The following is a 15,976-nucleotide window of genomic DNA, read 5'->3' on the forward strand; positions in this document are numbered from 1 at the left end:
GGTCATCGTCAAGCACCTATACCGAACCCCCGATCAGCATTGCTGGTCGGGGGTTCGTCTTTGCGCGCCGGAAAAAGGGCGCCGGACGGCGCGGGCCGACGGGTAGGCCTGCCGCTGCAGGGGCGAATGCATTGGCCCCTGCAACACACAGACCACTGCTCAGCGTCGGGCCTCGCTCCACAGGCACAGATCCAGACTGTGCTTCGCCCCCGGCACGAGGCCTACACGGCTGGTCACGGATCTTGCAGGCATAAAAAAGCCCCGCTGCGTCAGCAAGCGGGGCTTTGCGGGGCCTGATCGTATTAGATCAGCGCTCCAGATGCTGCAGCTTGTCCTTCACGCCATCCCACTCTTCGGCGTCGGGCAGAGCATCCTTCTTCTCGGTGATGTTCGGCCAGACCTCCGCCAGATCGCGGTTCAGCTCGATGAACTCTTGCTGCTCCTCAGGCACCTCGTCTTCCGAGAAGATAGCCTGGGCCGGGCACTCGGGTTCGCACAGCGCGCAGTCGATGCACTCGTCCGGGTGGATCACCAGAAAGTTCGGGCCTTCGTAGAAGCAGTCCACCGGGCAGACTTCCACGCAGTCGGTGTACTTGCACTTGATGCAGTTGTCGGTAACGACGAAGGTCATATTTTTTTATCTCCTCAGACGGGCAGGCGCGAGCCACGGCATGGCGCGCAGAATTTTAACAGTTTGGCTTTCGGTTGGTTATAGCTGGCTCTTCCAAGCATATAGCAGCTCCAGTGCCTGCCTTGGCGACAGGTCATCAGGCGTCAGCCGCTCGAGCTCCTCCAGCAACGGATGTGCCTGGCTTGCAAAGAGATCCGGCTGGATCGGCGCTGCCTTGCGGCTTTTCTTGTCAGGGGGGCTGCTGGGCGCCTCATGGGGCAGACTGGTCTGCTCGAGGCGAGCCAGATGCTCGCGTGCACGACGAATCACCGGATCGGGGACCCCCGCCAGTTGGGCCACCGCCAGGCCGTAGCTCTGGCTGGCCGGCCCGGGCAATACATGGTGCAGGAAGACGATACGCTCCTTGTGCTCGGCAGCATCGAGGTGAACGTTGGCCACCACCGGCTCGCTCTCGGGCAGCACCGTCAGCTCGAAATAGTGGGTGGCGAATAGAGTGAATGCGCGCAGCCGGGCCAGATGTTCGGCGGCTGCCCACGCCAGCGACAGGCCGTCGAAGGTGCTGGTGCCGCGACCGACTTCGTCCATCAGCACCAGGCTGCGTTCGCTGGCATTGTGCAGGATACTGGCGGTTTCGCTCATCTCGACCATGAAGGTCGAGCGCCCGCCCGCCAGATCGTCGCTCGAGCCGATGCGGGTGAAGATTCGGTCGACCAGCGACAGCTCGCAGGCTTCGGCCGGTACGTAGCTGCCGATATGGGCCAGCAGGACGATCAGCGCGGTCTGCCGCATGTACGTGGATTTACCGCCCATGTTCGGACCGGTGATGATCAGCATCCGCGTGTTGTCGTCGAGGCTGACGTCGTTGGCGACGAAGGGCGTGGTCAGCACCTGTTCGACCACCGGATGGCGGCCCTGCGTGATGCATAGGCTGGGCTCGTCGACGAAGGTCGGCCGGCTGAGGTCGAGGTTGAGTGCACGCTCGGCCAGATTGCTCAGTACGTCGAGTTCGGCCAATGCGGCGGCGGTGTCCTGCAGCGGTGCCAACTGCTCTATCAGGGCTTCGATCAGCGCGTCGTAGAGCATTTTTTCGCGCGCCAGCGCGCGGCTCTTGGCCGACAGCGCCTTGTCCTCGAAGGCCTTCAGCTCGGGAGTGATGAAGCGTTCGGCGCCCTTGAGGGTCTGGCGGCGAATGTAGTCGGCCGGCGCCTGTTCGGCCTGTACGCGCGGTAACTCGATGTAGTAGCCGTGGATGCGGTTGTAGCCGACCTTGAGGTTGGGCAGGCCGGTGCGCGCCTTCTCGCGAGTCTCCAGATCCATCAGGTATTGCCCGGCGTTCTCGCTGAGCAGTTGCAGGTCGTCGAGCTCGGTGTCGTAACCGCGCTTGATCACCCCGCCGTCGCGAATCACCGCCGGCGGATTGTCGATGATCGCCCGAGCCAGCAGATCGGCCAGTTCCGGATAGGTGCGGATGCTACCGGCCAATTCCTGCAGACGCGGTGCCTCCAGGGCGCTCATGTGCTGTTGCAGATCGGGCAGCGCGGCCAGGGCGTCGCGCAGGCGGGCGAGATCGCGTGGTCGCGCGCTGCGCAGGCCGATACGGGCGAGGATCCGTTCGACGTCGCCGATTTCCTTGAGGCGCGGTTGCAGATTCTCGAAGCGATAGTCGTCGAGCAGGCAGCCGATGGCCTGCTGGCGGCCCTCGAGGACGGCGCGGTCGCGCAGCGGGCGATTCAGCCAGCGGCACAGCAGGCGGCTGCCCATGGCGGTCATGCTGCGATCGACCACGCTCTGCAGGGTGTTGTCGCGGCCGCCGGCGAGGTTGGTGTCGATCTCCAGGTTGCGTCGGCTGGCGGCATCCAGGATCACCGCATCGTCGAGACGCTCGTGGCGCAGGCTGCGGATGTGCGGCAGGGCACTGCGCTGGGTCTCGCGCGCATACAGAAGCAGGCAACCGGCGGCGCCGATGGCCAGGGTCAGCCCCTGGCAGCCAAAGCCGTTAAGGTCCTGGGTAGCGAACTGCTGGCACAGGCTTTTCAGCGCAGTGGCGCGATCGAAGTCCCAGGGCGCACGGCGACGCACGCCGGGGCGCCTTTCCGCCGGCAAGTCCTGCGGCCAATCGTCGGGAATCAGCAACTCGGCTGGATTGAGCCGCTCCAGCTCGGCCAGGAGCGCCTCCCAGCCCTTGATCTCCTGCACGCTGAAACGCCCGCTGGTGATGTCCAGTACCGCCAGGCCGAACAGGCGTTCGTCGCCGAGCAGCGCCGCGAGCAGGTTGTCGCGACGCTCGTCGAGCAGCGCTTCGTCGCTGACCGTACCGGGGGTGATGATGCGGACCACCTGGCGCTCGACCGGGCCCTTGCTGGTGGCCGGATCGCCGATCTGTTCACAGATCGCCACCGACTCGCCGAGCTTCACCAGGCGGGCCAGGTATCCTTCCGCCGAGTGGAACGGAATACCGGCCATCGGGATCGGCTGACCGGCCGACTGACCGCGCGCGGTGAGGGTGATGTCGAGCAGCTTGGCCGCCTTCTGCGCGTCGGCATAGAACAGCTCGTAGAAGTCGCCCATGCGATAGAACAGCAACTGATCGGGATGCTGCTGCTTGATCTTCAGGTACTGCTGCATCATCGGCGTGTGGGCGGAAAAATCGGTGCTCATCGCGGTCGGGCTTCAGGTCGCAAAAGCGCCTAGTGTACGGTATCGCTCCGACAGGCTTAACCCCGGAGGCATTCATGGATCGCATTACCCGCCTGGCTGCACGATTGGGGGAAGCGCTGGTCGCCCGGCAACTGCAGGTGACCACTGCGGAATCCTGTACCGGCGGTGGCATCGCCGAGGCCATCACCCGCATTCCCGGCAGTTCGCAGTGGTTCGAGGCGGGCTATATCACCTACTCAAATCGCCAGAAGAGCCTGCAGCTCGGCGTGCCCGAAGCCCTGTTCGCGACGGTCGGTGCGGTCAGCCGCGAGGTGGTCGAAGCCATGGCGCGCGGTGCCTGCACGCACAGTGGCGCGCCGCTGGCGGTGGCGGTCAGTGGCATCGCCGGCCCGGATGGCGGCAGTCCGGACAAGCCGGTGGGTAGCGTGTGGCTGGCCTGGCTGGCGCACGGGCAGCTGTTCAGTTGTCGATGCCAGTTTGCCGGCGATCGCCAGGCGGTGCGCGAGCAGACGGTGGCGCGTGCCTTGGAGGGATTGGTGCGACTGACGGCAGGGGAAAATCCCGCTGAGGGGTAGGCGGGTGCTCGACCCTGTGAAATAATACTGGCTAATTATACAGTTGATAAAGGCCTGCTGGCCGCTAGCAAAGAGAGGACTTCAATGGACGAGAACAAGAAGCGCGCCTTGGCTGCGGCCCTGGGTCAGATCGAGCGTCAGTTTGGCAAGGGCGCGGTCATGCGCATGGGCGACCACGAGCGCCTGGCGGTGCCGGCCGTCTCCACCGGTTCGCTGGGCCTGGACATCGCGCTCGGCATCGGTGGCCTGCCCAAGGGCCGTATCGTCGAGATCTACGGACCGGAATCCTCGGGCAAGACCACCCTGACCCTGTCGGTGATCGCCGAGGCGCAGAAGCAGGGCGCCACCTGCGCCTTCGTCGACGCCGAGCACGCGCTGGATCCCGACTATGCCGCCAAACTGGGTGTCAACGTCGACGACCTGCTGGTCTCGCAGCCGGACACCGGCGAGCAGGCTCTGGAGATCACCGACATGCTGGTGCGCTCCAACGCCGTGGACGTGGTGATCGTCGACTCCGTGGCCGCTCTGGTGCCCAAGGCCGAGATCGAAGGCGAGATGGGCGACCAGCACGTTGGCCTGCAGGCCCGCCTGATGTCCCAGGCCCTGCGCAAGATCACCGGCAACATCAAGAACGCCAACTGCCTGGTGATCTTCATCAACCAGATCCGCATGAAGATCGGCGTGATGTTCGGCAACCCGGAAACCACCACCGGCGGCAACGCGCTGAAGTTCTACGCCTCGGTGCGCCTCGACATCCGTCGTACCGGCGCGGTCAAGGAAGGCGACGAGGTGATCGGCAACGAAACCCGCGTCAAGGTGGTCAAGAACAAGATGGCCCCGCCGTTCCGCCAGGCCGAGTTCCAGATCCTCTACGGCAAGGGCATCTACCGCACCGGCGAGATCATCGACCTCGGCGTGCAACAGGGCCTGATCGAGAAATCCGGCGCCTGGTACAGCTACCAGGGCAGCAAGATCGGCCAGGGCAAGGCGAATGCCGCGCGCTTCCTGGAGGACAACCCCGAGCAGTGCCAGACCATCGAGAATGCGATCCGTACCCAGCTGCTCGCCCAGCCCGGCGCCCTCAAGACCACCGCGGGCAGCGAGGAAGAGGCCGACCTGGAAGTGGATATCTAAGCGGCCATGCCCGTGGTGCTGGACAGCCCCGCCGCGGTGCGGCGGGCAGCCATGGACCTGCTGGCGCGACGCGAGCACAGTCGTGTGGAACTGGCCCGCAAGCTGCGCCAGCGCGGTGCTGCCGGCGAGCTGATCGAGACTGCCCTCGAGCGCTTGAGCGAGGAGGGCTTGCTCAGCGATGAGCGCTTTCTCGACAGTTTCATCCGCAGTCGCTCGGGGGCCGGTTATGGACCGCTGCGCATCCGCGACGAGCTGAACCAGCGCGGTTTGCCCCGCGCCGCCGTGGAGCGGGCATTGGCCGACTGCGGCGTCGACTGGACGGGCAACCTGCGCGAGCTGTGGCAGCGGCGCTTCGCCAGCCTGCCGCAGGATCCCCGCGAGCGGGCCAGACAGGGTCGCTTCCTGCTCCAGCGCGGCTTTTCCCACGAAGCGGTGAGTCGCCTGCTGCGTGGCGCCAGCGACGAATAAAAGTTGTGCCTGACAATGAAAAACGCCCCGGCTGTCGAGTAGTCGGGGCGTTTTGCGTTACGAGGCTGCGCTCAGGCGTGCGGCAGGTCGCGTTGCCAGTTTTCCGGCAGGTTGATGAAGTTGATCAGCTCGCGCAGACGACCCTGGTCGCGGCCGTTGAACTGGAAGGCGAGGCGGGTCAGGTGGCTGAATTCCGGTTCGTCCTGCTCAAGTTCGCTATAGGGCTGCTGATGGAAGCCTTCCGCCAGGCACAGGTCGGCGAACTCGTCGTGCAGGTAGGCCAGCGCGCGCGCGTTCAGCGGGCGGTTCATGCGGATGGCGAACAGTCCCTTGAGCCAGCGGCTGGAGTGGTAGTTGCGGTAGAAGTGGATGATCTCCATCACCGCCTCCTCGGCGCTGGTCACCAGCTTCAGCAGGTTCATGTCGCTGGGCAGGATGTAGCCGTTTTCCTCCAGTTGCTCGCGGATGAAGTGCAGGGCGTCCTTCCAGTAGCGGCCTTCGGGTACGTCCAGCAACACCACCGGCACGATCGGACTCTTGCCGGTCTGGATCAGGGTCAGCACCTCCAACGCCTCGTCCAGCGTGCCGAAGCCGCCGGGGCAGAGCACCAGAGCGTCGGCCTCCTTGACGAAGAACAGCTTGCGCAGGAAGAAGAAGTGGAACGGCAGCAGGTTGCCGGTGTCGTGCACCACATCGTTGGCGCGCTGCTCGAAGGGCAGGGTGATGTTGAAGCCCAGGCTGTGCTCGAGGCCCGCGCCCTCGTGGGCGGCGGCCATGATGCCGGCGCCGGCGCCGGTGACCGTCATCAATTCGTGGTGGGCGAGCAGGTGGCCGAGGTCGCGAGCCTGCAGGTAGAGCGGGTGGTCGGGCTTGGTACGCGCCGAACCGAACACCGTGACCTTGCGGCGGCGCTTGAACTGCTCGAGCATGCTGAACGCACTTTCCATCTCGCGCAGGGTCTGCAGCATGATCTTGGCGTCCCAACGGTTGCGGTCGGCCTCGGCCATGCGCACCACGGTCATCAGCATCTCGTGGTAGAGGGCTTGATTGGGGCTTCCAGGCGGCACGCTCAGGGCGATCAGTTCGTCGACCTTTTCTCCCAGGTCGATAGCGGTGGTCTGGAAGTGTCTCGACAGATAGTCATCGGAATCGTAAGGCATAACCTACTCCTTGTTGTCTGTCGCTCAGAGTGCGATCTGCTCACCCGGTTCCGGGATGTTGGCAGTCCACTGCAGGCGATCATGCAGTGCCTGTTGCAGCACTTTCATTTTCTCCAGCTCTCCATGCACTAAATATAGCTCCGGGCGGTGATCGAAATGTTGCAGCCAATCGATCAGTTGCGATTGCCCGGCATGTGCGGAGAAGCCGCCCAGGGTGTGCACCTTGGCCTTGACGGCGATGCGCTGGCGCAGCACGCGTACGGTCGGTGCACCCTCGACGATGGCCCGGCCGAGGGTGCCCTGGGCCTGGTAGCCTGGGAACACGATGTGGCACTCCTTGCGCCACAGGTTGTGCTTGAGGTGGTGGACGATGCGGCCGCCGTTGCACATGCCGCTGCCGGCGATGATGATCGCGCCGCTCTGGATGCGGTTGATCGCCATCGAGTCCTCGGCGTCGGGGGTACAGCGCAGAATCGGCAGCCAGTCTTCGACGCGGGTGACGTGGTTGCTGCGCAGCAGCTCGCGATCCTTGGGATCGAACTGTTCGTGGAAACGGTGGTAGATGGCGTTGGCCTGGATCGCCATCGGGCTGTCGAGGAACACCGCGCGCTGTGGCAGGCGTCCCTCCTGGTAGAAGCGGCCGAGATGGAAGATCAGATCCTGGGTGCGGCCGACGGCGAAGGCGGGGATCAGCACGTTGCCGCCGTCGCGGTCGGCCTGCTGCAGGATGTCGGCCAGCTCCTCGAGCGTGTCGGCGTCGCAGCGGTGGTCACGGTCTCCGTAGGTCGACTCCACCAGCACCACATCGGCCTTGCTGAGCGGGGTCGGGTCGCGCATCAGCGGCGTGCAGGTGTTACCCAGGTCCCCGGAGAACACCAGGCGACGGGTCAGCCCGTGGTCGTGGACGTCCAGTTCGACGATCGCCGAGCCGAGGATGTGGCCGGCGTCGTGGAAGGTCACCCCGATGCCCCGCGCAACCTCTACCCGTACGCCATACTCCACCGGCCGGCGCAGCTCGAGTGCCGCTTCGGCGTCGGCGGTGGTGTACAGCGGCACCACCGCTTCACGGCCCAGCCGGGCGCGCCACTTGTTCTCCCACTCGGCGTCCTTTTCCTGAATGTGCGCGGCGTCCAGCAGCATCAGCTGCATCAGCTCGCAGGTCGCGCTGGTGGCGTAGATCGGACCGCGGTAGCCTTCGGCCGCGAGGCGCGGCAGCAGGCCACTGTGATCGATGTGCGCGTGGGAAATCACCACCGCGTCCACTTCGGCGGGGTCGAAACCGAAGGACGCATTGTTGTGTGCCTCGTCCTCGCGTCGTCCCTGGCACATGCCGCATTCCAGCAGCACCCGCGCGCCTTCGCGGGTTTCGATCAGATAACGGGAGCCGGTGACCTGCTGGATGGCCCCCATGAAAGTGAGCAGCGCCATAGATAATCCTTATGCGGATGGCCACGGCTGCCTGCCGGGAGTGCGGCAGGGGTCTGATGCAAATCAGCCGCGGAGGGTGTCATGGTTCTAGACTACTCCCAGGCCTGCCCCGGAGTCTTCTCCCATGACCCAGCTTTTGCCCAGCGCCGAAGAACTGCATGCCCATGCCCGTGCCGAACCGGCCTTCGCCGAGTGGGCCAGGGGCTATGGTCCCCTGCTCCATGAGCCCCCCTCCCAGGCCGCGGTTTTCCGCCTGGCCCACCGCCTGGTCCAGGCCGGCCGGCAGCCCGATCTGGCCTCCGTCTACCACCTGTTGCAGGCGCTCGACCGGCTGACCTGCGCCGGCCTCTGGCTGGTGGCGCACATGACCTACGCCCGGCGGGTGCGCCTGGATGGCAAGCCCCTGCAGGCCGACGACTTCAAGGCGCACCCCGAAGGGCATACCGGTGGCGCACTGAACGTGGTGCCGGCCTACGCCGGCTACCTGGCGCTCAATGCCCTGACCGGCGAGACCCGAGCCTGGACCCTGGGCCAGGGGCACTGCGTGGCCGCCATCGAGGCGCTCAACACGCTCGTCGGCAACCAGCATGCGGAGCAGGCCGCGCGCTACGGGCGCGACGAGGCCGGCCTGAGCCGCCTGGTCGACGACTTCTACAGCTACGCCCAGGCTGCCGACGGCTCGCCAGGTGTACCGCTGGGCAGTCACGTCAATCCGCACACCGCCGGCGGCAGCGCCGAAGGCGGCTATCTGGGCTTCGCCGAGTTGAAGTACGCCCATCAGCCGCTGCCGGGCGAGACGCTGGTGGCCTTCCTTTCCGACGGTGCGGCCGAGGAGCAGCGCGGCAGCGACTGGATGCCGCGCTGGTGGCGTGCCGAGGACTGCGGGGTGGCTCTGCCGGTGTTGATCGCCAACGGCCGGCGTATCGAGCAGCGCACGGACCTCGCCACCGCCGAGGGCCTGGCCGGCTTCGTCGAGCATCTGCGCCATTGCGGTTTCGACCCCCTGCGTTGCGACGGCCGCGATCCGGCCGCCTTCGTCTGCGTCCTGCACGAGATGGAGCAGCATCTGGCGCATCGGGTCGACGACCTGGCACGTGGCATCCTCCAGTACCCACTGCCGATTCCCTTCGCCATCGCCGAAACGGTCAAGGGCTTCGGCTTCTTCGGCGCCGGCAGCAACGCCGCGCACAACCTGCCGCTGCCGGACAATCCGCGCAGCGACGCCGAGGCGCGCCGGCTGTTCAACGAGAGCGTGGCGGGCCTGTGGGTGGCGCCGGACGAGCTGGATACGGCGCTGGCGCGTTTCGCGGCGCTGCGCGGCGGCCGGCCGCTGGAGCGCGATCATGCGCTGGCGGTGCGCAGGCCGCCGTTGCCGCAGATCCCCGAACTGCATTTCCACGACCAGCCCTGTTCGCCGATGAGCGCCATCGACCGCTTCTTCGTCGAGCTGGTGGCGGCCAACCCGCAGCTGCGCCCACGCGTCGGCAATCCCGACGAGCTGGCCAGCAACGGCCTGCACGGCTTGCTGCAGACGCTCAAGCACCGGGTCAGCGCTCCCGAGAACAGCAGTGAGGCGGTCCACGGCAAGATCATCACCGCGCTCAACGAGGAGGCCGTGGTGGCGGCTTGTCTCGCCAACCAGGGCGGGCTCAACCTGGTCGCCAGCTACGAGGCGTTCTGCGTGAAGATGCTCGGCGCGGTGCGCCAGACGTTGATCTTCGCCCGTCAGCAGCAGGAGGTCGGGCGTCCGGCCGGCTGGCTCGGCTGGCCGCTGGTGGCCAGCTCGCATACTTGGGAGAACGGCAAGAACCAGCAATCGCACCAGGACCCGACCTTCTGCGAGGCGCTGCTTGGCGAGATGGGCGACACCGTGCGGGTACTATTCCCGGCCGACCACAACAGCACCCTGGCGCTGCTGCCGCAGATCTACCAGGCGCGCGGCCGGCTGGCTTGTCTGGTGGTGCCCAAGCGCGAGCGCCCCTGTGTGTTCGATGCCGGGCAAGCGCAGCAGCTGGCCCGCGACGGCGCCATCGTGGTGGCGGAGACTTCGGGCGACGAGCCCCTGCTGCTGATCGCCAACGGCAGCTATCAACTGGCCGAGATGCAGCGTGCGGCCAAGCGGCTGGGCGAGGCCGGCGTCGCCTTCCGCCTGGTTTATCTGCAGGAGCCCGGGCGTTTCCGCGCCCCGCGCGACGCGCTGGAGCAGCGGGTGGTCGCCGACGCCAAGCTGTGCGAGCGACTGTTCCCGGGCGTATTGCGTCGCCGTGTACTGCTCACCCACATGCGCGCGGAGGTGGCGCGTGGCCATCTGTGGCCGATCCTGCCGGATGCCAGGCAGAGTGCTGCGCTCGGCTATCGCAATCGCGGCGGCACGCTCGACGAGGCCGGCATGCTGTTCGCCAATCGGGCCTGCTGGGCCAACGTGCTGGCGGCCTGCGCGAGTCTGCTGGGCGTGCGGCGCGGCAAGCTGCTGAGCGCGGCGGAGACGGCGGCGCTGGCCGGCAAGGGCGATCCCGCGGTGTTGCGCTGAGCGTGGGGCGCGCCTTACTTGCGGGCCGCGCAGTCGCTCGCCTGGAAGCGCTCGGTCGCCACCGGACGATTGGTCTTGTACTCGCTGAAGGCGTAGGTCAGTACCGCGCCCTTGGCCAGCAATTGGCGATAGCCGGGATTGGCGCACACGCTGGCGGCGAGCTGCTGGCGCACCGCATCCGGGTTGCTGCGCATTTGCTGGGCATGGCTGGGGCGCACGCTGAGATGGTTGATCAGCTGGTTGCCTTCGCTGGTGTAACCCTGGTCGAGGATGTCCTCGTTGATGGCCCGCGGTGTGCCGACGCTGCTTTGGCGGGCCACCTCCTTGAGCAGCTTGCTGAGTTCGAAGTCCTGCAGCGAGGCGGCCTGCACGGTGCAGGTGGCCAGCAGGGCGGCGAGCAGGGCGGAAATACGGCGCATGGCGAGTCTGTCTCCTGGAGAACCGATGCTTCGACCCGTCGGCGCGCGGCGGGTTCGCGTGGGCGGATGATACGCGCCTCGCGCGGCGGTGGCTCTGCTAGACTGCCGCGCCCGTTGCGCGGCCGTTCACAGCGCCGCGCGGCCTCGCCGATCGTCTCCAGGATCCACCGATGAGCAACAGTGTCGCCCGTCTGCGCGTGGAGCGTCTTGCCCGCAGCGCCAAGCCCTTCGTCGCCCGTGGCTCGCGCATGCCGCGCTGCCCGGACTGCCGGCTGGCGTTCAGCCACTGCCTGTGCGCCTGGCGTCCGCAGGTGGCGGCCCGCTCCGGCGTATGTCTGCTGATGCACGACATCGAGGCGCTCAAGCCGAGCAACACCGGCTGGCTGATCGCCGACCTGGTGGCCGACAACAGCGCCTTCTGCTGGTCGCGCCTCGAAGTGGACGAGCGGCTGCTGGCGTTGCTCGACGATCCGCAGTGGCAACCCTATGTGGTGTTCCCCGCCGAGTACGCCGCTCCCGAGCGGGTGGTGCAGACGGTCGAGCCGGAGGCCGGCCGCCGCCCGCTGTTCATCCTGCTCGACGCCACCTGGACCGAGGCGCGCAAGATGTTCCGCAAGAGTCCCTACCTGGAGCGCTTCCCGGTGCTCAGCCTGAGCCCCGAGCAGCACTCGCGCTATCGCCTGCGCCGTTCGACCCGCGGCGAGCACCTGTGCACAGCCGAAGTGGCGGCGCTGTGCCTGGAGCTGGCCGGCGACCAGCAGGCCGCTGCGGCGCTGGATGCCTACCTCGACGTGTTCAGCGAACGCTACCTGAGTTTCAAGCGCCAGCTGCCGCTGGACGAGCAGAGCGCGGCGCATCAGCGCCTGCGCCCCTTCGTTCAGCCCTGAGCGGCCACCGCCGCACGGCGTCCGGGCCACAGCTGGGCGGCGAGCATGCCGGTGAACATCAGCGCGCAGCCCAGATAGCCGCGCGCCGACAGCGACTCGTCGAGCACCAGCGCGCCGGCGATGGCGGCGAACACCGCCTCCAGCGACAGGATGATCGCCGCGTGCGAGGCGATGGCGTGCTTCTGCGCCACCACCTGCAGGGTGTAGCCGATGCCCACGGCGATCACCCCGCCGTACAGCACCGCCGGGGCCGCGCGCAGGATGGCGTCGAGGCGGATCTCCTCGAGGATTCCGGCCAACAGCAGGCTGATCGCGGCGCAAGTGACGAACTGCAGGAAGGCCAGACGCAGCGGATCGTGGCGACTGGCCAGGGCGCCGACCAGCAGCACGTGTACGCCCCAGACCAGCGCGCCGGCCAGCTGCAGCCAATCGCCGGAAGCGACCCGGAAGTCCGGGCCGATGCTCAGCAGGGCCATGCCGAGCACCGCCAGGCTGGCGCCCAGCCAGGTGCCCGGGCCGGTACGCTGGCCGACCAGCAGGCCGAGCAGCGGCACTATGATCACGTACAGGCCGGTGATGAAGCCGGAGTTGGTCACGCTGGTGAACAGCAGGCCGACCTGCTGCAGGTTGATGCCGGCTGTCAGCGCCAGACCGAGCAGCAGGCCCCCGGCCAGCAGGCCGCGATGGAAGGGCTCGGTCACGCCGCCGGCGGGGCGGCGCAGCACCCACGGCAACAGCACCAGGGCGCCGAGGGCGAAACGCAGGCCGGTATACAGGAACGGCCCGATCTCGTTCATTCCCAGTCGCTGGGCGACGAAGGTGGTCCCCCAGATCAGGGCGGTGAGCAACATCAACAGATCGGCCCGCAGGGATGGGCGATGCATGGCAGGGACCTCAGAAAAAAGGCGAAATTATTGGTGAACGGGTAGAATCGGGGAACTTGTGTAGCGGCGGCATGGTCGCGCTACCAAGTCCTTAGGAGTTTTCCGGGTATTTAGCTTGACCGGCCGGGGTGTGCTCGGCATCCTGAGCGCCGCTCGCGCCCCGCCCGTTCAGAAAAACAACAGGACATATCATGGCCGCCTACGAAATACTGATTGCCGACGACCATCCGTTGTTTCGCAGCGCCCTGCAGCAGGCGTTGACCATGGGCCTCGGCGCGGACGCTCATCTGGTGGAAGTGGCCAGTATCGCCGAGCTGGAAACGCGCCTCAACGAGAAGCGCGACTGGGACCTGGTCCTGCTCGACCTCAACATGCCCGGCGCCTACGGCTTTTCCGGCCTGGTCCTGCTGCGCGGCCAGTACCCGCAGATTCCCGTGGTGATGGTCTCCGCCCAGGAAGAGGCGGCCGTGGTGCAGCGCTCGCGCGAGTTCGGCGCCAGCGGCTTCATCCCCAAGTCCAGCCCGCTGGAGACCATCCAGGACGCGGTACGCGCGGTACTCGACGGCGACAGCTGGTGGCCGCCGCAGCTCGAGGAAGCCGCCGCGATGTCCGAGGAAGTGCGCGCCGCCAGCGAGGGGCTGGCCAGCCTGACCCCGCAGCAATTCCGCGTGCTGACCATGGTCTGCGAAGGCCTGCTCAACAAGCAGATCGCCTACGAACTGAACGTCTCCGAGGCCACGGTCAAGGCCCACGTCACCGCCATCTTCCGCAAGCTGGGCGTACGCACCCGCACCCAGGCCGCGCTGCTGCTGCAGCAGATGGAGTCGATGCCGGCCGCCTGACCGGCGCAGTAGCAAAGCGCGGCGCTTAACGTTCCCTTCAGCACGCCTGGGGCAGACTGCCGCCTTTGCCATCGAATGGACGTCTTTCCATGCTTTCCCCCTTCAAGGGCCGCACCGGCCTCAAGCGCATCGTCAATGCCGCCGGCTATTCGTGGGACGGCCTGCGCGCCGCCTTTGCCGGCGAGGCCGCCTTCCGCCAGCTGGTGTTGCTGAATGCCGTGCTGGTGCCGCTGGCGTTCGCCCTCGACGTCAGTCGTGGCGAGCGGGCCATCCTGGTGGCGGTGTGCCTGCTGGCGCTGATCGTCGAGCTGCTCAATTCGGCGGTGGAAGCCGCCATCGACCGCATTTCCCTCGAGCGTCATCCGCTATCGAAGAACGCCAAGGACATGGGCAGCGCCGCGCAGTCGGTGGTTCTGAGCATGATCGCCCTGGTCTGGAGCATCATCCTGCTCGGCTGAGCCGGTCCTGCGCCGCGGCGCGCTTAAGGAATTTCCTGGAGCTGGATCTGATCGCTGCGTTGTGCGCCGGCGGTGAAGCCGCGGCACAGCTCGACGAACTCGCGCATGGCGCTGCTCTGGTACTTCTGCTTGTGCCAGATGAAGGAGAACTGGCGGCGCAGGTCCAGTTCGGGGGTGTCCAGCGCCACCAGGCTGCCGCGCCGGAAGGCATCGCGCAGGGCCAGGCGCGAGATGCAGCCGATGCCCAGGCCCGACTCCACGGCGCGTTTTATCGCCTCGGTATGCTCCAGCTCAAGGCGGATGTTCAGCGGTGTGGGATGATGGCGCATGCCCTGGTCGAAGGTCAGGCGGGTGCCCGAACCCTGCTCGCGCAGGATCCAGGCTTCCCGGGCCAGTTCGTCGAGGCTCGCCGTACCGCGGATGGCCAGCGGATGTTGCGGGGCGCAGAACACCACCAGCTCGTCTTCCAGCCAAGGCTGCACGGCGAGGTCTGGGTGCTGGCAATCGCCCTCGATCAGGCCGAGGTCGAGGCCGTGCTGGGCCACGCCCTGCACCACGTGGCTGGTGTTCTGCACGTGCAGGCGCACCCGGCACTCCGGATGGGCCTGCATGAAGCGGCCGATCAGCAGGGTGGCCAGGTAGTTGCCGATGGTCAGGGTCGCGCCGAGCTGCAGCGAGCCGAAGCCGATCTTGCCCTGCAACAGTTGCTCGATCTCCTCGGCGCGGTCGAGCAGGGCCACCGCCTTGGGCAGCAACTGGGAGCCCAGCGCGCTGAGGGTCAGGCGTTTGCCGATGCGGTCGAACAGCGGACTGTCGTAATGGCGTTCCAGTTCGGCCAGCGAGGTGCTGGCGGCCGACTGCGACAAGGCCAGCGACTCGGCGGCGCGGGAAACGCTTTCCAGACGGGCCACGGCGACAAAGACCTGCAATTGTCTAAGGGTAAATCGCATATCGATATAACCGATTAACCATATACTAATTATTCATTTAACGAATATCTTGCGCGACTGTAAACTTACGCGCAACGCAACCTTTCAGCTTTTCCGCCTTTTAAACTTTCGCTTCTGCAAGGAGTCACCCATGAGCAACCTGGTGAGCGAGCGCGTGATCAGCGTGCATCACTGGAACGATACACTGTTCAGTTTCAAGACCACCCGCAATCAGGGGCTGCGCTTCGAAAATGGCCAGTTCGTGATGATCGGTCTGGAAGTGGACGGTCGCCCGCTCATGCGTGCCTACAGCATCGCCAGCCCGAACTACGAAGAGCACCTCGAGTTCTTCAGCATCAAGGTGCCCAACGGTCCGCTGACCTCGCGCCTGCAGCACCTGCAGCCGGGCGACCAGCTGATGGTCAGCCGCAAGCCGACCGGTACCCTGATCCTCAGCGACCTGCGTCCGGGCAAGCACCTGTACCTGCTGGGCACCGGCACCGGCCTGGCGCCGTTCATGAGCGTGATCCAGGACCCGGAAACCTACGAGCGCTTCGACAAGGTGATTCTGGTCCATGGCGTGCGCTGGGTCAGCGAGCTGGCCTACGCCGACTTCATCACCAACGAGCTGGCGCAGAACGAGTTCTTCGGCGATGCGGTCCGCGAGAAGCTGATCTACTACCCGACCGTAACCCGCGAGCCGTTCCGCAACCAGGGCCGCATGACCGACCTGATGCGCAGCGGCAAGCTGTTCGCCGACATCGGCCTGCCGCCGATCAACCCCCAGGACGACCGCGCCATGCTCTGCGGCAGCCCGAGCATGCTCGATGAGACCAGCGAAGTGCTGGACAGCTTCGGCCTCAAGGTTTCCCCGCGCATGGGCGACCCGGGCGACTACCTGATCGAGCGCGCCTTCGTCGAGAAGTAAGCGCTCCCGCAGGGAAAAACGGCGGAGTCCCGGCAAACGGGCTCC

General features: G+C 66.4%; 15 protein-coding genes. 8 read left to right on the top strand and 7 right to left on the bottom strand.

Going from position 1 to position 15,976, the window contains the following annotated elements:
* Positions 1-307: 307 nt before the first annotated feature.
* A complete protein-coding gene (gene fdxA / locus LMJ29_RS13270) occupies positions 308-631 on the bottom strand; it encodes a ferredoxin FdxA (RefSeq protein WP_229605996.1) in 324 nt (107 codons plus the stop codon).
* A gap of 78 nt (positions 632-709) precedes the next feature.
* Positions 710-3,289 carry a DNA mismatch repair protein MutS gene (gene mutS, locus LMJ29_RS13275; RefSeq protein WP_229605997.1) on the bottom strand — a complete coding sequence of 860 codons (2,580 nt, stop codon included), beginning with the start codon at positions 3,287-3,289 and terminating at the stop codon, positions 710-712.
* Positions 3,290-3,363: 74 nt separating this feature from the next.
* Between mutS and LMJ29_RS13280 the strand changes: the two genes are divergently transcribed.
* The 3 genes from LMJ29_RS13280 (at position 3,364) to recX (ending at position 5,466) form a co-directional block, all read left to right on the top strand.
* Complete coding sequence (locus tag LMJ29_RS13280) at positions 3,364-3,864, top strand: CinA family protein (RefSeq protein WP_229605998.1); 501 nt, start codon at positions 3,364-3,366, stop codon at positions 3,862-3,864.
* An 84-nt stretch (positions 3,865-3,948) separates the two neighbouring features.
* Complete coding sequence (gene recA, locus LMJ29_RS13285) at positions 3,949-4,998, top strand: recombinase RecA (RefSeq protein WP_229605999.1); 1,050 nt, start codon at positions 3,949-3,951, stop codon at positions 4,996-4,998.
* A 6-nt stretch (positions 4,999-5,004) separates the two neighbouring features.
* A complete protein-coding gene (gene recX, locus LMJ29_RS13290; RefSeq protein ID WP_229606000.1) occupies positions 5,005-5,466 on the top strand; it encodes a recombination regulator RecX in 462 nt (153 codons plus the stop codon).
* A 71-nt stretch (positions 5,467-5,537) separates the two neighbouring features.
* Here recX and LMJ29_RS13295 read toward each other — a convergent pair whose 3' ends face one another.
* Together LMJ29_RS13295 and LMJ29_RS13300 are read right to left on the bottom strand one after the other, a co-directional pair.
* Complete coding sequence (locus LMJ29_RS13295) at positions 5,538-6,626, bottom strand: LOG family protein (RefSeq protein WP_229606001.1); 1,089 nt, start codon at positions 6,624-6,626, stop codon at positions 5,538-5,540.
* Between the two features lie 24 nt (positions 6,627-6,650).
* A complete protein-coding gene (locus LMJ29_RS13300) occupies positions 6,651-8,054 on the bottom strand; it encodes an MBL fold metallo-hydrolase RNA specificity domain-containing protein (protein ID WP_229606002.1) in 1,404 nt (467 codons plus the stop codon).
* A gap of 124 nt (positions 8,055-8,178) precedes the next feature.
* Here LMJ29_RS13300 and LMJ29_RS13305 point away from each other — a divergent pair, with 124 nt between their 5' ends.
* Positions 8,179-10,584 (top strand): phosphoketolase family protein, encoded by a 2,406-nt coding sequence (locus LMJ29_RS13305; protein ID WP_229606003.1) that lies wholly within the window; start codon positions 8,179-8,181, stop codon positions 10,582-10,584.
* Between the two features lie 14 nt (positions 10,585-10,598).
* Here LMJ29_RS13305 and LMJ29_RS13310 read toward each other — a convergent pair whose 3' ends face one another.
* A complete protein-coding gene (locus LMJ29_RS13310; RefSeq protein ID WP_229606004.1) occupies positions 10,599-11,003 on the bottom strand; it encodes a quorum-sensing-regulated virulence factor family protein in 405 nt (134 codons plus the stop codon).
* 170 nt (positions 11,004-11,173) lie between these two features.
* Here LMJ29_RS13310 and LMJ29_RS13315 point away from each other — a divergent pair, with 170 nt between their 5' ends.
* Positions 11,174-11,890 (top strand): tRNA-uridine aminocarboxypropyltransferase, encoded by a 717-nt coding sequence (locus LMJ29_RS13315; RefSeq protein WP_229606005.1) that lies wholly within the window; start codon positions 11,174-11,176, stop codon positions 11,888-11,890.
* Here LMJ29_RS13315 and LMJ29_RS13320 read toward each other — a convergent pair.
* Positions 11,881-12,774: a DMT family transporter gene (locus tag LMJ29_RS13320; protein WP_229606006.1), complete on the bottom strand. Its 894-nt coding sequence runs from the start codon at positions 12,772-12,774 to the stop codon at positions 11,881-11,883. The two genes, LMJ29_RS13315 and LMJ29_RS13320, sit on opposite strands and share 10 nt — an antisense overlap.
* A 191-nt stretch (positions 12,775-12,965) precedes the next feature.
* Between LMJ29_RS13320 and erdR the strand changes: the two genes are divergently transcribed.
* Positions 12,966-13,616: a response regulator transcription factor ErdR gene (gene erdR / locus LMJ29_RS13325; RefSeq protein ID WP_229606007.1), complete on the top strand. Its 651-nt coding sequence runs from the start codon at positions 12,966-12,968 to the stop codon at positions 13,614-13,616.
* A gap of 89 nt (positions 13,617-13,705) precedes the next feature.
* On the top strand, positions 13,706-14,074 hold the full coding sequence (locus tag LMJ29_RS13330) for a diacylglycerol kinase (RefSeq protein ID WP_229606008.1): 369 nt from the start codon (positions 13,706-13,708) through the stop codon (positions 14,072-14,074).
* Positions 14,075-14,097: 23 nt separating this feature from the next.
* Here the strand turns inward: LMJ29_RS13330 and LMJ29_RS13335 are convergent, their stop codons facing one another.
* Positions 14,098-15,024 carry a LysR family transcriptional regulator gene (locus LMJ29_RS13335; protein ID WP_229606009.1) on the bottom strand — a complete coding sequence of 309 codons (927 nt, stop codon included), beginning with the start codon at positions 15,022-15,024 and terminating at the stop codon, positions 14,098-14,100.
* A gap of 130 nt (positions 15,025-15,154) precedes the next feature.
* On the opposite strand from LMJ29_RS13335, the gene fpr reads away from it, so the two are divergent.
* Complete coding sequence (fpr, locus tag LMJ29_RS13340; RefSeq protein ID WP_229606010.1) at positions 15,155-15,931, top strand: ferredoxin-NADP reductase; 777 nt, start codon at positions 15,155-15,157, stop codon at positions 15,929-15,931.
* Positions 15,932-15,976: the final 45 nt, after the last annotated feature.

The organism is Pseudomonas oryzagri, from assembly GCF_020831405.1.
GTDB classification, from domain to species: Bacteria; Pseudomonadota; Gammaproteobacteria; order Pseudomonadales; family Pseudomonadaceae; genus Geopseudomonas; species Geopseudomonas oryzagri.

Bases quoted from the DNA above. Each gene is read 5' to 3' on its own strand.
- LMJ29_RS13300 (WP_229606002.1), bottom strand. From the start codon at position 8,054: ATGGCGCTGCTCACTTTCATGGGGGCCATCCAGCAGGTCACCGGCTCC.
- erdR (WP_229606007.1), top strand. From the start codon at position 12,966: ATGGCCGCCTACGAAATACTGATTGCCGACGACCATCCGTTGTTTCGC.
- LMJ29_RS13305 (WP_229606003.1), top strand. From the start codon at position 8,179: ATGACCCAGCTTTTGCCCAGCGCCGAAGAACTGCATGCCCATGCCCGT.
- LMJ29_RS13315 (WP_229606005.1), top strand. From the start codon at position 11,174: ATGAGCAACAGTGTCGCCCGTCTGCGCGTGGAGCGTCTTGCCCGCAGC.
- fdxA (WP_229605996.1), bottom strand. From the start codon at position 631: ATGACCTTCGTCGTTACCGACAACTGCATCAAGTGCAAGTACACCGAC.
- LMJ29_RS13295 (WP_229606001.1), bottom strand. From the start codon at position 6,626: ATGCCTTACGATTCCGATGACTATCTGTCGAGACACTTCCAGACCACC.
- recA (WP_229605999.1), top strand. From the start codon at position 3,949: ATGGACGAGAACAAGAAGCGCGCCTTGGCTGCGGCCCTGGGTCAGATC.
- LMJ29_RS13335 (WP_229606009.1), bottom strand. From the start codon at position 15,024: ATGCGATTTACCCTTAGACAATTGCAGGTCTTTGTCGCCGTGGCCCGT.
- LMJ29_RS13280 (WP_229605998.1), top strand. From the start codon at position 3,364: ATGGATCGCATTACCCGCCTGGCTGCACGATTGGGGGAAGCGCTGGTC.
- LMJ29_RS13330 (WP_229606008.1), top strand. From the start codon at position 13,706: ATGCTTTCCCCCTTCAAGGGCCGCACCGGCCTCAAGCGCATCGTCAAT.
- LMJ29_RS13320 (WP_229606006.1), bottom strand. From the start codon at position 12,774: ATGCATCGCCCATCCCTGCGGGCCGATCTGTTGATGTTGCTCACCGCC.
- fpr (WP_229606010.1), top strand. From the start codon at position 15,155: ATGAGCAACCTGGTGAGCGAGCGCGTGATCAGCGTGCATCACTGGAAC.
- mutS (WP_229605997.1), bottom strand. From the start codon at position 3,289: ATGAGCACCGATTTTTCCGCCCACACGCCGATGATGCAGCAGTACCTG.
- LMJ29_RS13310 (WP_229606004.1), bottom strand. From the start codon at position 11,003: ATGCGCCGTATTTCCGCCCTGCTCGCCGCCCTGCTGGCCACCTGCACC.
- recX (WP_229606000.1), top strand. From the start codon at position 5,005: ATGCCCGTGGTGCTGGACAGCCCCGCCGCGGTGCGGCGGGCAGCCATG.